Origin of the sequence: Amycolatopsis pigmentata (assembly GCF_042684065.1) — a bacterium.
In the GTDB taxonomy this organism is placed as follows: domain Bacteria; phylum Actinomycetota; class Actinomycetes; order Mycobacteriales; family Pseudonocardiaceae; genus Amycolatopsis_E; species Amycolatopsis_E pigmentata.
The window spans coordinates 215,914-230,244 of sequence record NZ_JBHUKR010000011.1 but is presented as its reverse complement, the minus strand read 5'-3'; the positions used below and the strand labels follow the sequence as shown (position 1 = coordinate 230,244).

The following is a 14,331-nucleotide window of genomic DNA, read 5'->3' as shown; positions in this document are numbered from 1 at the left end:
GTGTGCCCCGGTGGCAACCGCTTCGGCCGGGTGGGAGTTCGAACTGGCCGGCGGGCATCCCGCCCTCGATCTGGTCAACACCGTCGCCTGGCGGTTGGACCCGGCCCGCACCGTCGACCGGATCTCCGGCTTCTCCTCGCTCGCGCGGTGGTCGGCCGCCGCCGGGCTGATCGCCCCGGACGTCGAAACGGACCTCCTGCAGCAGGCGGCGGCGCGACCCGATCGGGCGCAGGAGGCGCTGCGTGAGGCTCGCGCGATCCGCGAGGCCGTGCACGGCGTCGCCGGAGCGGTCGCCGACGGCCGTGAGCCCGGCGAGCACCACCTGAACACGGTGCACCGCATGCTGGCGCGCGCCATCGGGCGAGCCGAGATCGCGAGCGTGGTGCCCTGGCGGTGGACGCTCCGGCCCCGGGCGCCCGCCGACCTGCCCTGGGCCATCGCGCTCGCGGCGGGGCGGCTGTTCCAGGAGGAGGACCTCACCCGCTTGCGCCGCTGCCACGACGCGGGATGCGGATGGCTTTTCCTCGACCGCAGCCGCAACGGCTCACGCCGCTGGTGCAGTTCGGCCGACTGCGGCAACCGGGCGCGGGCACGGCGACACTACGAACGGCACCGCACCTCCTGACCACCTCAGCCGGCGGCCGTGAGCGCGAGCACGGCCGCGACCGGGACACCGGCCGCGGCGAGTGCCCGGGTACACGCCGCCGCCGTCGCTCCCGTGGTGACGACATCGTCGAGCAACACGACCGGCGTCGCAGGCGGTGGAAGACCGCGGGGCTCCACCACGAGACGGCCCTCGAGGTTCGCCACGCGCTGCGCGCGATCGAGCCCCACCGCGTCCCGTGCGCCGGAGCGCAGGCGCAGCGCCGGAGCCACCGCGACCGGCCGCCCCGCCGAGGCGAGCTCCGCCGCGCAGGCTCGGGCCAGTCGCAGCAGGTGCGGGCCACCACGCACGCGGGAGGCCGTTCTGCGCGACGGCACGGGAACCAGCCACCACCACTCGCCGAGCCCTGGCCGGGCTTCGGGAAGGTAGGGCAGCGCGGCGGCGAGTGCGGCACCCAGCCGCCCCGCCACGTCACGGCGGCCGCGTTCCTTGTAGGCCAGCACCAGCCGGCGGGGCGGCCCGGAGTAGGGCGCCAGCGCGTAGACCGGGACCGCACCCGTGGGCCCCCGTGCCACCGGGCCGGGTTTCGCGAGCATCGCGAAACATTCCGCGCAACACGGCGAGCCCGGATCACCGCAGCCCGCACAGGTCACCGGCAGTACGAGGTCGAGCGCCCTGTTCACCATTCGCATACGGACAGTGTGCCGGTGGCCACCGACAGTTTCGCCGCAAGCGCCGGTGACTCAGCCGGGATAGAAAGGCGATGCTTTGGGAAGCGTGTGCGGGTGGGGACGCCAGACCTCGCCGACATCGGAAGCCGTCCACAGTCCGCCGGAATCGGCCACCACGACCGAACGGCCGGGTGCGGCGGTGATCGAGCGCACCGGAGGCGTCAGATTCGAACTGTTGAAGGCGTCCATCCGCAGACCGTCGATCGGCACCTTGACGACGGGCTGCGAGGGCATCGTGGTCGCCGCCACCAGGCTGTCCTGGCTCAGCCAGTCCACGTCCACCACCCCGGTCAAGGCGCCCGTCTGCAGGCTCCGCAGACCACGCAACTGCACCGCGTCCTGCGTGCGCACCACCGCCGCGACCAGCAGCTGACCGTTGATCACTATCGCCGCCCTCGCGCCGTCGCGCGAGAGCCGGAGCACGCTGATCGGACCGACGGCCAGCACGTCCTCGGCGTTGACCACCTGAGGCATCCAGCTGCCGTCGGGAGTCCGCAGCACGCGCAGCACGGTCTCCCCGTCGACCACGGTCCACACCTCACCCGCGGTGCCGTCGGCGGTCGCGCTCGGCCGCCAGGTCGGCCTGGTCAGTGTTCCCCCGGAGAGCGGGCCGCCGGGGCTGCTCACCAGCGGCACCTCCCGGCCGAACCCACCGACCCGGAGCCGCTGCCGTCCACCCTCCTCGTCGACGATCGCGAGCTGCCTGCCGTCGATCGACTGGGCCGCGCTGATCGCGTTGTACACGCCCGCCCCCGCGGATCCCTGAATCGGCCCGCCATCGCCGAGCGACCGGATCCGGCTCGTGGCGACCATCAGGCCGGGCTGGTCGGCGCTGGGCGACGCCAGTCCGGTGTAGGAAGGCAGCTCCGACGGCAGCCACTCCGCCTGCCCGTCGACCAGCGGGACACCGTCGGAAAGCAGCCGCACCCGGTTCGGCGTCACCGTCTGCAGGGACAGCACGACCTGCGCGGCGATCATCCGCTTGACTTCCTGGGTCTGGTCGCCGACCCCGGTCAACGGCACCATCAGGGCACCGTCCCCGGTCGCGGTCACGGTCCCGTCCGTGGAGGCCCCCTCGGGCAGCGGGTTGCGCACCGCGCCACTGAGCTGATCGGAAGGCCCCGAAAGCAGCAACCGCACCACCCGGTCCGCCAGCCCCGACTGCGGCACCCCCGCCACGTACCGGAGATCGGGCACGACGGTGTTCGAGTCCTGGGCGAAGAAGTACACCGGCACACGCACGTAGTTGGCGGTGAAGTCGCTGTAGGCGACCACCATGGTGTCCGGCGGGTTGACGATCCGCCACTGGCCGTCGGTCTGCTTCTGCACCACCAACGGCATGTCGTAGGCCCTCTTGGCGGGGATGAAGGCGTTGTCCCGGCCGAGCATGCCGAGGCTGGTCCCGTGGATGAAGACGACCACCTGGTTCGGGTCCTGCGGAGGTTCGCCTCCCGAGGAGTACACGGTGTTGAACTGGTCGTCGATGACGTTCATGACCTTGCCCGGGTGCCAGTCCTTGCCCGCGTCGGCCAGGTACAGGCGGGCCGCCCCGTTGTTGGACAACGGCTGGGCACTGGCGTGCACGAAATCGCGGACGACGGTCAGCGCGTCGATGTCCCGAGCGGGCTGAGGAACGTCGGGATTCGAGGCCTGGCCGAGCTCGCCCTGCGGGACCGCGACCGGCTGCGACTCCTCCGGAACCGTCGCGCAGCCCGCCACGAGCACCAGCCCGGAACAGAGGGCGGCCACGCGCACGAAGACGGCGCGCAGCCGCCCGGTTCGTCTCACTGTGCGTCCTCCCTGCGGAGCTCCAGGACGCCCACAGGGTAATCGGAAGTCACCCCGGGAGAAGACACGCCGTTCGCCGGTTTGTCCGGCGGTGGAAGCGGAAGCGGGCTCTCCCCGAACGGTTCGCCCTGGCGGCGCGGCAGGATGAGCCGGAAACAGGCACCCTGCCCGGGCTGGCCCCAAGCCTGGAGCTGCCCGCCGTGCAGGCGCGCGTCCTCGTGACTGATGGCCAGCCCGAGACCGGTCCCGCCGGTCCGCCGGTTGCGCGACGGGTCGGCACGCCAGAACCGGTTGAACACCAAGTCGGCCTCACCCGGCCGCAAACCGACGCCGTGGTCCCGCACGGTGACCGCGACCGCGTGGTCGTTGGCCGCGAGCGTGATCCGCACCGGCCTGCCTTCGCTGTGGTCGACCGCGTTGGCCAGCAGGTTGCGGAGGATGCGCTCGACCCGCCGGGGATCGATCTCCGCCGCCGTCTCGTCCTCCGGCACGTCGACCTCGATGGGACTGCCCGCGGTGCCGGCGATGACCTGGACCTGTTCGACCGCCCGCAGCACCACCGGCGCCACGTCGATGTACTCGGCGGCCAGCTCTTCGACCCCCGCGTCCAGGCGGCTGATCTCCAGCAGATCGCCGAGCAGTGCCTCGAACCGGTCGAGCTCGTCGACCAGAAGCTCGGTGGACCGGGCGAGTCCGGCGGGGAACTGCTCGCGCGACGCGTGCAGCACGTCCGCGGCCATCCGGACGGTGGTCAGCGGGGTGCGCAGTTCGTGGGAGACGTCCGAGGTGAACCGGCGCTGAAGGGTGCCGAACTCCTCGAGCTGGCGGATCTGGCGCTGGATACTCGCCGCCATTTCGTTGTAGGAGGTCGCCAGTTTGGACAGGTCGTCCTCGCCCACGACCGGCAGCCGCTGGTCCAGGTCGCCACCGGCGAAGCGGGCCGCGGCGGCCGCGGCCTGGCGGACCGGGCGGACGACCTGCCGGGTGACCAGGTTGGTGATCCCGGCCAGCAGGCCGAGCAGCACCAGACCGCCGACGAGCAGCGTGTTCTGCACCGTGGTGACCGTGTTCTGCTCGGCCGTCATCGGGAACAGGAGATAGAGCTGGATGGGCCGCCCGGTGGTGGTGACCGGCGCGCCGACGATCAGGTACGTGGTGCGGCTGCCCGCCGTGTCCTCGACCGTATGGATCTGCCAGGCCACCTCGTTGGCCTCGGCGAAGCGTTGCAGCGAGTCGGGTACCTTCCAGATCGGGCCCGCCGAGTCGGTCGAGTTGGCCCCGCCCGCGGTGAGCACCGGCTCGAAGGCACCGGCCGCCGACGCCGCCGACCCCGGGTCTTCCGACGAACTGCTGGTGACCTTCTTGAGCACGGTCGCCAGCCGTCCGGTCAGCGCGTCCTGGTCGCTGATCCCGACCAGCTCGCTCTCGGCCGTGCCGACGACCTGCTGGGTCTGCGCCACCGCGGCCTGGCGTTTGGTGTCGGTGAGCCGGGTGGTGATCTGGTTCTGCAGCACCATGCCCAGCACGAACACCACCGCCGACGAAAGCGCGAGCGTCGACACGGTGACGCGGAACTGCAGGGAGTGCCGCCACAGTTCCCCGAAGGCGACCGCCCGGCCGCGCGCGAAGGCGGTCACCCGGCGGACGAGCCCCACCACGCGGGAGGCACGGAGGCGTTGTCCCAGCGCCCGGGTACCGCCTCGTGAGTTCACTACTGGCACATCCATCCCGGTCTTACGGCGGGCCCGCCTTGTACCCGACGCCACGCACGGTCAGCACGACCTCGGGGTGCTCCGGGTCCCGTTCGACCTTCGACCGCAACCGCTGCACATGCACGTTGACCAGGCGCGTGTCGGCCGCATGCCGGTAGCCCCAGACCTGCTCCAGCAGGACCTCGCGGGTGAACACCTGCCGTGGTTTCCGGGCCAGCGCCACCAGTAGGTCGAACTCGAGCGGAGTCAGCGGGATGGCCTTGCCCTCCCTGGTCACCTCGTGTCCGGGCACGTCGATGGTCAGGTCGCCGATGGCCAGCGACTCGGCCGGTTCCGCCTCGGTGCGGCGCATCCGCGCCCGCACCCTGGCCACCAGTTCCTTCGGCTTGAACGGTTTGACCACGTAGTCGTCGGCGCCGGATTCGAGACCCAGCACGATGTCGACGGTGTCGCTCTTCGCCGTGAGCATGACGATCGGAACCCCGGACTCGGCTCTGATGGCCTTGCACACGTCGATCCCGTTCATTCCTGGCAGCATCAGGTCCAGCAGCACGAGATCGGGTTTCAACTCGCGCAGCGCGGGTAACGCCCGGGAACCGTCGGCCACGACGGCAGTGTCGAACCCCTCCCCGCGCAGCACGATCGTAAGCATCTCCGCGAGCGCGGGGTCGTCGTCGACCACCAAGACACGTGCCTTCATGTCCACATATTCGCACTCCGGACACCGTTCGTGACCCCCGACCCGGTATCAACGTGGAGCTTAGCTCGGATGGACCAGTGGAAGGCCTGCCCCACGCGCACGGAAACGACACAGAAGTCGTTGCTTCTCAAGGCAAATTCTCCGCGGCAAGCTCCTGTGCGAGGCCGGCCGCGTCGAACCGCTCCGTCCCGTCGAGCACCTTCCACGGCGAGAGCCATCCCTCGGCGGCCAGTTGGTCGTAGACGCCGGCGCAGCGCGACTGGAGTCCGTCGTCGGATTCGAACGCGTCCTTGGCGCGGCCGTTCTCGGACCGGGCCCGGTGCTCGGCGCGCGCCGCGGCGACGCCGGGCGAGACCCGGAGAAGGAGTTGCGCGGCCGGAACGGGCAGTCCGAACCGGTCGATCTCCAGCTCACGAACCCAGCGCACGAACTCGCCCCGCGCGTCCTGGCGCAGCCGCGCCGCGCCATAGGCGGCGTTCGACGCTACGTAGCGATCCAACAACACGATGTCGTGCAGATCGAGGCCGGCGCGGATGACGTCCGCGGCGTCACGGCGGTCGAGCGCGTAGAGCAGCGCCATCCCGTAGACGGAAGCGCCGAGGTCACCGTGCTCATGGTGAAGCGCTTCACGCACGAGGTCGGCGTGCACGTCGCGGCCGTACCGTGGGAACGCCAGCGTCGTCACGGTCGCGCCCGCGTCGTGCAGCGCCTTCGTCAGCGAATCGGTCAAGGTGCGTTTGCCCGCGCCGTCCAGCCCTTCGATCACCACGAGTCGGCCCACCACACGAGACTATCGGTGCCTCGAGTGTGGGGCCGGAAGCGACATCGCTCCCGGCCCGCCCGCCGTCGGATCAGTAGCGGTAGTGGTCGGACTTGAACGGGCCCTCGGGGTCGACGTCGATGTATTCGGCCTGTTCCTTGGTGAGCTTGGTGAGTTCACCGCCGAGGGCCTGGAGGTGGATACGGGCCACCTTTTCGTCCAGTTTCTTGGGCAGCCGGTAGACCTCGCGGTCGTATTCGTCCGGCTTCGTGAACAACTCGATCTGGGCGATCACCTGGTTGGAGAAACTGTTCGACATCACGAAGCTCGGGTGACCGGTGGCGTTGCCCAGGTTCAGCAGGCGGCCTTCGGACAGCACGATGATCGAATGCCCGTCAGGGAAGACCCACTCGTCGACCTGGGGCTTGATGGTGGTCCGCCGGATGCCCGGGTAGCGGGTGAGACCGGCGATGTCGATCTCGTTGTCGAAATGCCCGATGTTGCCCACGATCGTCTGGTGCTTCATCCGCGCCATGTGCTCGGCCATCACCACGTCCTTGTTGCCCGTCGTGGTGATCACGATGTCGGCCTCGGGCAGCGCCGACTCCAGGGTCTTGACCTGGTAGCCGTCCATCGTCGCCTGCAGCGCGCAGATCGGGTCGATCTCGGTCACGATCACCCGGGCGCCCTGGCCCACCAGCGACTCCGCCGCGCCCTTGCCCACATCGCCGTAACCGCACACCACCGCGACCTTGCCGCCGATGAGCACGTCGGTGCCACGGTTGATCCCGTCGATCAGCGAATGCCGGATGCCGTAACGGTTGTCGAACTTGCTCTTGGTCACCGAGTCGTTGACGTTGATCGCGGGGAACAGCAGCTCACCCGCCGCGGCGAGCTGGTACAGCCGCAGCACACCGGTGGTGGTCTCCTCGGTCACGCCCCGGATGCCCTCCCCGATGCGGGTCCACTTGCCCGCGTCGGCCGCCAGCGACTCGCGCAGCAGCCCCAGGAAGACCTTCCACTCGTCGGGGTCGTTGTCCTCCGGCTGCGGCACGACGCCCGCCTGCTCGTAGCTGGTCCCCCGGTGCACCAGCATGGTCGCGTCGCCACCGTCGTCCAGGATCATGTTCGGACCGTGGGTTTCCCCGTCATCCCAGGTCAGCGCCCGTTCCGTGCACCACCAGTACTCTTCGAGCGATTCGCCCTTCCACGCGAACACGGGCACGCCCCGTGGCGCCTCCGCCGTTCCGTGCGGGCCCACGACCACCGCCGCGGCCGCGTGGTCCTGGGTGGAGAAGATGTTGCAGGAGGCCCACCGGACTTCCGCGCCCAGCGCGACCAGCGTCTCGATCAGCACCGCCGTCTGCACCGTCATGTGCAGCGAGCCCGTGATCCGCGCTCCCCGCAGCGGGAAGACCTCCGAGTACTCCTCCCGTAATGCCATCAACCCCGGCATCTCGTGCTCGGCCAGCCGGATCTCGTTGCGGCCGAAGCCTGCCAGCTCCAGATCGGCCACCGCGAATTCCAAACCGTTGCGTACGTCATGGCGCTTGGCAACGCTTTCGGGGGTCATCGGGCATTTCCTCCAAGAATCGGCGACAACAGCACAGTACCGTTGTCCGTTCATCGCGTGACACATTCGCCGGACGTTCACAAGGAGGGCTGCTCGTGCCGATTCCCGGCCCCGAGACCCGGATCGTCGAACTGCGCGTGCCCGGGCTGAGCGGTACGAGCGGCGAATCACTGCTCGACGCCGTGAGCACGGTCGAGGTCGCGGGGGACGGGATCGGGCGGGTGATCCGTCCGTCGGACCGCCTGCGCCGGCCCGCGCCCGGCCCGGTGCTCCACGCGATCGGCAGGCCCGTGCCCCGCACGTTGGAGGGCTACCTGTGGGGCACGATGACGTCGGGCGGCGCGGCGAAGGCGACCTGGGCCCTGTTGTTCCCCTTCTCCCTGGCGAACGTCGCGTACTGGATGCTGCCACCGGTGCCCGAGGGCAGCCGGGCGGCCACCGTGCTCGGCGCGCTGTGCCGCGCGCTTCTGCGCGTGGCCGGGCTCCTGCTGACCATGCTCCTGGTCAGCCAGCTCGCGGTCGTCGCCCTCGACCTGTTCGCCGGGCAGTGCCTGGCTCCGGCGAGTCACTGCCTGCCCGCCATTCCCCGCGGTCTGCGTGAGATCACGCCCCTGCGCCTCGGCGCGGGCCTGCTGCCGATGGTGGTGGTGATCTTCGTCCTGTACCGGCTGTCCGGCACGAACTGGCGGGTCAACGCGAACGAAGCTCCGGCGCGTGACGTGGGCCTGCCGGGCGACACGCTGCGCGCCACGGGCTCCTCCGCGCCGCGCTGCCTGCACGCGGTGGCGGGGCTCGCCTCCGTCACCTTGCTCGCTCTGGGCGGTCCGTTCGACACGCCGGAGCGACTGCCCGAACGGCTGGTCTGGATGCTGGCGCTGGCGCTCGTCCTGGCGACGGTGACACTCACCGCCGCCGATGTCCGTGAACTGGGCAAAGGTGCCCGGCGCGGCGTCCTCGTGGCGGCCGCACTGCTGATGGCGGCCGCCGCCGGATTCGAGCCCCGCGCCGGATCCGATGTGACGGTCCAGACGCTGGGTGCCACGCTGCTGGGTGTCTCGGTGCTCTTCGCGGTCGCTCTCGTCCCTGCCGCGCTGCTGGCCCGCCGCACCTGGCGTTCCCTGCCCACGCGCCTGCGGCCGTGGCTCGGCGGATGGGCGGCGGCCCCGGTGGTCGCGCTGGCCGTGCTGCTCGGAGCCGGATTCGGCGCCGGGCTGGCGATAGGGGCACGCCGCCTCCTCGGAGACACGGGCCTCCGTCTGCCCGAGAGCTACACGCCGGTGACCATGCTGTGGGGCGCGGGCCTGGTCATGGCTGGCATCGCGGCCGCCCTCGGCTTCGCGGTCGGGGTCCCGGCTCGGTGGCGCGCCCGCGGTGTCCCCGAGGCGGTACGGCTCCTGCAGGACAGTCCCGGTGAGGAACGGCTCGCCGGCCGGGCGTGGGCCCGTTCCGCATGGGAGCGGCGGCACCTGCACCATCTGGTTCCGGCCGTGGTCATCGGCATGTCGGTGTGCGCGGCCGGACTGCTGGTGGCCCGGTTCACGCAGCACGGACTGCCCGGCCGTCTCGGCGCGCTGTCCGCCCTCGGCCTGTTCGCGCTGGGCGCGATGGCCGTGGGGCTGCTGCGCGTGGTCTACACGGCGGCCACGAAGCCCGGCCGCAACCGTCACCTCGGCGCGCTCGCCGATCTCGTGTGTTTCTGGCCGCGCGCCGCGCACCCCACGGTGCCGCCCTGTTACGCGCTGAAGGTCGTCCCCGAACTCGCGGCCAGGGCCAAGGAACATCTCGCCGAGCCGAACACCCGGGTCGTGCTGGCCGGGGACAACCTCGGCAGTCTGCTCGCCCTGATCGCCACCGCGCGGCTGATGCACGGACCGGACGTCGACCGGGACCGCGTCGGCCTGCTCACGGCGGGCTCTCCGTTGCAGTGGGGCTACCAGCGGGCCTTCCCCGCGGTGCTTTCACACCGCTCGCTGACCTCGCTCTACGGTGCGCTCGAAGGCCGGTGGCGGGGGCTCGCGCGCGGTACCGACATCTTCGGCGGCGGGGTGACGACGTGGCGGCAGCAGGTGGTGGACGGCAAGCTGATCGGCGAGGGTTACCGCGTCAACGGCACCGCCGGGCCCTTGCCCGCCGCCTTACCCGGCCCGACCGGTGCGCTCGTGCTCGGCGGCGACCACTGGCTGCCCGACCCGATCCGCGGCGCACCCGGCACGCGGCGATGGGCGGCCGGCGTGCTCGGGCACTCCGACTACGAGGTCGACCCCGAATGGGACCGCGCCGTCGCCATGGCCGCGGGCCTGGAGCTGCCGGTGGCACCGCCCCGGCCGGCCGGGGAACAGGTTCCGCTGTTCCCCGACCTGCCGATCAACCTCAACCTGTTTCGGTGACCTCGCTCCGCCCGGACGGCCCCTCCGCGTCCTGCGGGGCCGTTCGGCCGAGCAGGGAGTTCCGGCGGCCGTAGGCGAAGTAGATCACCATGCCGACCGCCATCCAGACGACGAACCGCAGCCAGGTCAGCACGGTGAGGTTCAGCATCAGCCACACACAGGCGACGATCGCGAGGATCGGGACCAGCGGGACCCACGGCACCCGGAACGCCCGTGGCAGCTCCGGATGCGTTCGTCGCAGGATCAGCACCCCACCGGACACCAGCACGAACGCGAACAGCGTGCCGACGTTGACCATTTCCTCCAGCTTGTCCGCGGGAAAGAAGGCCGCGGTGGCCGCGACCAGCACGCCGATCAGCAGCGTCGCCCTGGCCGGGGTACCCCGGTTGCTGGTGCGGGCCAGTCCCCGGGGCAGCAGGCCGTCCCGTGACATCGCGAAGATCACCCGCACCTGGCCCAGCATCAGCACCATCACCACGGTGGTGAGACCCGCCAGCGCGCCGATCGAGATCACGTTGGCCGCCCAGTGCACGCCGTTGAGGGAGAACGCCGTCGCGAGCGTCTTGTGGCTGCCGTCGCCCGCCGAAGTCGCCAGTTCCTTGAACGGCACCATGCCGACGACCACCAGCGACACGGCGACGTAGAGCACGGTCACGATCGCGAGCGAGCCGAAAATGCCGCGGGGAACGGATTTCTGCGGGTTACGCGTCTCCTCGGCGGTCGTCGCCACGATGTCGAAGCCGATGAAGGCGAAGAACACCAGTGACGCACCGGCCAGCAGCCCGAACGTGCCGAAGGTGCTCGTCGACCCACCCGCGACAAGTGAGAAGAGGGACTGGTTCACGCCACTCTCGCCGGAGCCGCTGCCCGCCGCGGGCGGGATGTAGGGGTGGTAGTTGGCAGCCTTGACGTAGAACAGCCCGAGCACGATGACGAACAGGACGATCATCACCTTGATCGCCGTGATGACCATCGACACCCGCGACGACAACTTCGTCCCGACGGCCAGCACCGCGGACAGGACGACCACCAGCACCAGCGATCCCCAGTCGAAGGTGATGCCGCCCAGCTGCGTGGTGGTCTTCGTGCCCTCGCCGAAGAGGTAGCCGAGGACGGTCTCGAGGTAGATCGACCAGCCCTTCGCGACCGCGGCCGCGCCGACCGCCAGTTCCAGCACCAGGTCCCAGCCGATGATCCAGGCGACGAACTCACCGAAGGTCGCGTACGAAAACGTGTACGCGCTCCCGGCGACCGGCACCGTGGAGGCGAACTCGGCGTAGCAGAGCGCGGCCAGCCCGCAGGCGACGGCGGCCAGCACGAACGCGATCGAGACCGAAGGTCCCGCGTAGTCACCCGCCGTCCTGGCGGTCAGCGTGAAGATACCGGCGCCGATCACGACCGCGACGCCGAACACCGTCAGGTCCCAGGCGGAGAGGTTCCGCCGCAACCGGGTACCGGGTTCGTCGGTGTCCCTGATCGACTGCTCCACGGACTTCGTCCGCAGCAAACTGTTGCCCACCAAGGTTCCTCCCGTTGTCCTCGAGCCGGAGGTTCACTCAAACCCTAATTGGCAGGGTGGTGGGCGGCGACTCAACTGATCAACTCGCGATCGAGGTCGGGTTCGAGATAGATCAGGCTCACCGTGGGAATCTTGGCGCGGACCCGTGCCTCCGCGTCGTCGATGGCCCGTGCGACGTCGACGACGGTCAGATTGCGCCGCAGCGCGAGCTTCGCGGCCACCAGGAGTTCGTCGGGCCCGAGATAGAGCGTCCGGATGTGGATCACCCGGTCCACCTCGCCTGCGACGAGTTCGGTGACGATCTGGCGCAGTTCGGTCTCGGTGGCGCCTTCGCCGATGAGCAGGCTCTTCATCTCCACGATGAGGATGATCGCGATGACACCGAGCAGGATGCCGATGGCCAGCGTGCCCACTCCGTCCCACACCGCGTCACCGGTGATCACCGAAAGCCCCACGCCCGCCAGGGCGAACGCCAGGCCGACCAGCGCACCGGTGTCCTCCAGCAACACGACCGGCAGTTCCGGTGTCCGTGACTGGCGGATGAAGCCCCACCACGACCGCGAACCCTTGATCCGGCGCGATTCCCTGATCGCGGTGACGAAGCTGTAGCTCTCCAGCCCGATCGCGATCACCAGGATGAGCACCGCGACCAGCGGGGTGGACAGCGGCTCGGGGTGTTCGATCTTGTGAATACCCTCGTACACGGCGAACGCCGCGCCGAGCGTGAACAGCAACAGGGCCACGACGAACGAGTAGAAGTAGCGCTCGCGGCCGAAGCCGAACGGGTGCTCAGGGGTCGCCTTGCGCCGCGACTGCTTCTGGCCGAGGAGCAGCAACCCCTGGTTGGAGGTGTCGGCGAGGGAGTGCACCGACTCGGCGAGCATCGACGACGAGCCGGTGAACACGAACCCCACGAACTTGGCCACCGCGATTCCCGCGTTGGCGGCCAGCGCCGCGAGAATCGCCCTGGTTCCGCCGCCTGCCGACACAGTGACCCCCTGGAGTCGTTTCCGAATTGCCCGAATCGCAGCCTAAACCGCGCCCTCGAAGCCCGTGTTCTCGCCCGACTTGAGGCGGGCGCGCGGGCCGGAGGCTTCGGATTTGTGGAGGCGGGCCGCCGAACCGCGCACAGGACAGCATCACGGTAGTCACGGCCCGGCTACGCAAATCCGATCGCGCGCCTTGGAAAACGCAGCCTAGATGCGCTGCTCGCAAGCGTTGTCAACGGGGCGACACAGGGTCTTACGTCCCGGAGGTGGCACGGAAGAGCTGGGCCGGGCCTTCGCCGACGGGATGGACGGCCGCCTCCGGATCGGAGGCGGACAGCCACATCGACTGGCCGCGGGCCAGTTCCAGTGAGCGGCCGTCACCGGCCCGCACGAACAGGGTGCCCGCCGTGCACAGCAGGATCTGCGGGCGGCCGTTGGGAATCCGCAGTTCGTGCCGGTCTCCGGTGTCCCATTCGCAGCGGGACAACTCGAATTCGGGCGCGCCGGTGCGGTAGACGGCACCGCAGTCGGTCGGCTCACCGGACAGAATCGGCATGTCACAGCAGGTGAAGTCCACCACCCGCAACAACTCCGGCACGTCCACGTGCTTCGGTGTCAGCCCGCAGCGGAGGATGTTGTCGGAGTTGGCGAGAATCTCCACCGCGGTCCCGTGCAGGTAGAGGTGCAGATTGCCGGCAGGCAGGAAGATCGCCTCGCCCGCGCCGAGGACGAGCCGGTTGAGCAGCAACGCCGCCAGCACACCCGCGTCACGGGGATGCGCCTCGCCGAGTTCGAGGATGGTGCGGCATTCCAGGTCGAACTCGCCGTGCTCCTTGACGTGGGCGACACAGGCGTCCAGCACCTCGGGCAGCAACACGTCGAGATTGGCCTGCGGAAGCGTGATCCACGTGGTGAACAAGGCCCGCAACCCCGCCGAGTCCGGCTGAGCCGCGAGCAACTCGGTGTACTTGGCCAGGCCGGGCGTCTCGACGGCGCGCAGCAGTTTGACCGTGCGGTCCGGGTCGCGGAACCCGGCGAGCGCGTGGAATTCGGTGAGCGCGCAGACCAGCTCGGGCTTCGCCGTCGGGTCGGGATAGTTGCGGTTCGAGGCGTCCCGGGGGATTCCCGCCGCCTCCTCCCGCGCATATCCCTCGGCCGACTGCTCCGCGGACGGGTGCGCCTGCATCGACAGGGGCTCTTCGACCGCGAGGATCTTCAGCAGGAACGGGAGCCGCCCGTTCCACCGCTGGGCGCAGTGCGCGCCGAGCTGGCCTTCGGGATCGGCTTCGACGAGTTCGAGCAGGCTGCGTTCCGCGCCGTCCGGACCGATGATCCGTGACGGGTCACCGGGGTGTGCCCCCATCCACAGCTCCGCCTCGGGGTGCGGAGCCGGCACCGCCCGGCCGGTGAGCTCCGGGATGATCGTTCTCGATCCCCAGGCGTATGGCCGCACGGCGTTACGGAGCAGCTCCACTGGTTCTCAACTCCTACTTCTTCGACGATCTTGCGCGGGAACGCGATGGCCGCGATCACACCGCCCGTGCGCGACTCGCGCGATCCTACGGGCG

At 70.1% G+C, this 14,331-nt stretch carries 11 protein-coding genes; 2 read left to right on the top strand and 9 right to left on the bottom strand.

Features of this window, described 5'->3' with window-relative positions; genetic code table 11:
- The first annotated feature begins 10 nt into the window (after positions 1 to 10).
- Entirely contained in the window at positions 11 to 625 is a 615-nt protein-coding gene (locus ACFSXZ_RS23185; protein WP_378267243.1) for a CGNR zinc finger domain-containing protein, read from the top strand.
- 5 nt (positions 626 to 630) lie between these two features.
- Here the strand turns inward: ACFSXZ_RS23185 and ACFSXZ_RS23180 are convergent, their stop codons facing one another.
- The 6 genes from ACFSXZ_RS23180 to ahcY all read right to left on the bottom strand — a co-directional run bounded on the left by ACFSXZ_RS23180 (position 631) and on the right by ahcY (position 7,868).
- Positions 631 to 1,290, bottom strand: coding sequence for a ComF family protein (locus ACFSXZ_RS23180; RefSeq protein WP_378267584.1), 660 nt, complete (start codon positions 1,288 to 1,290; stop codon positions 631 to 633).
- A 57-nt stretch (positions 1,291 to 1,347) separates the two neighbouring features.
- The gene (locus ACFSXZ_RS23175) at positions 1,348 to 3,123 is read right to left on the bottom strand and encodes an LpqB family beta-propeller domain-containing protein (RefSeq protein ID WP_378267242.1); all 1,776 of its coding nucleotides are present in this window, start codon (positions 3,121 to 3,123) and stop codon (positions 1,348 to 1,350) included.
- Positions 3,120 to 4,781, bottom strand: a complete 1,662-nt coding sequence (gene mtrB / locus ACFSXZ_RS23170; protein WP_378267583.1) for an MtrAB system histidine kinase MtrB — start codon at positions 4,779 to 4,781, stop codon at positions 3,120 to 3,122. The genes ACFSXZ_RS23175 and mtrB overlap by 4 nt, the downstream gene beginning before the upstream one ends.
- Before the next feature lie 76 nt (positions 4,782 to 4,857).
- Positions 4,858 to 5,535: an MtrAB system response regulator MtrA gene (mtrA, locus tag ACFSXZ_RS23165; protein ID WP_378267241.1), complete on the bottom strand. Its 678-nt coding sequence runs from the start codon at positions 5,533 to 5,535 to the stop codon at positions 4,858 to 4,860.
- A gap of 127 nt (positions 5,536 to 5,662) precedes the next feature.
- Entirely contained in the window at positions 5,663 to 6,316 is a 654-nt protein-coding gene (locus tag ACFSXZ_RS23160; protein WP_378267240.1) for a dTMP kinase, read from the bottom strand.
- Positions 6,317 to 6,386: 70 nt separating this feature from the next.
- Entirely contained in the window at positions 6,387 to 7,868 is a 1,482-nt protein-coding gene (gene ahcY / locus ACFSXZ_RS23155) for an adenosylhomocysteinase (protein WP_378267239.1), read from the bottom strand.
- A gap of 101 nt (positions 7,869 to 7,969) precedes the next feature.
- Between ahcY and ACFSXZ_RS23150 the strand changes: the two genes are divergently transcribed.
- Positions 7,970 to 10,255 carry a hypothetical protein gene (locus tag ACFSXZ_RS23150; protein WP_378267582.1) on the top strand — a complete coding sequence of 762 codons (2,286 nt, stop codon included), beginning with the start codon at positions 7,970 to 7,972 and terminating at the stop codon, positions 10,253 to 10,255.
- Here the strand turns inward: ACFSXZ_RS23150 and ACFSXZ_RS23145 are convergent.
- The 3 genes from ACFSXZ_RS23145 to manA all read right to left on the bottom strand — a co-directional run bounded on the left by ACFSXZ_RS23145 (position 10,239) and on the right by manA (position 14,237).
- Complete coding sequence (locus ACFSXZ_RS23145; RefSeq protein WP_378267238.1) at positions 10,239 to 11,777, bottom strand: amino acid permease; 1,539 nt, start codon at positions 11,775 to 11,777, stop codon at positions 10,239 to 10,241. The two genes, ACFSXZ_RS23150 and ACFSXZ_RS23145, sit on opposite strands and share 17 nt — an antisense overlap.
- Before the next feature lie 68 nt (positions 11,778 to 11,845).
- Positions 11,846 to 12,763: a cation diffusion facilitator family transporter gene (locus ACFSXZ_RS23140; RefSeq protein WP_378267237.1), complete on the bottom strand. Its 918-nt coding sequence runs from the start codon at positions 12,761 to 12,763 to the stop codon at positions 11,846 to 11,848.
- Positions 12,764 to 13,016: 253 nt separating this feature from the next.
- A complete protein-coding gene (manA, locus tag ACFSXZ_RS23135) occupies positions 13,017 to 14,237 on the bottom strand; it encodes a mannose-6-phosphate isomerase, class I (RefSeq protein WP_378267236.1) in 1,221 nt (406 codons plus the stop codon).
- Positions 14,238 to 14,331: the final 94 nt, after the last annotated feature.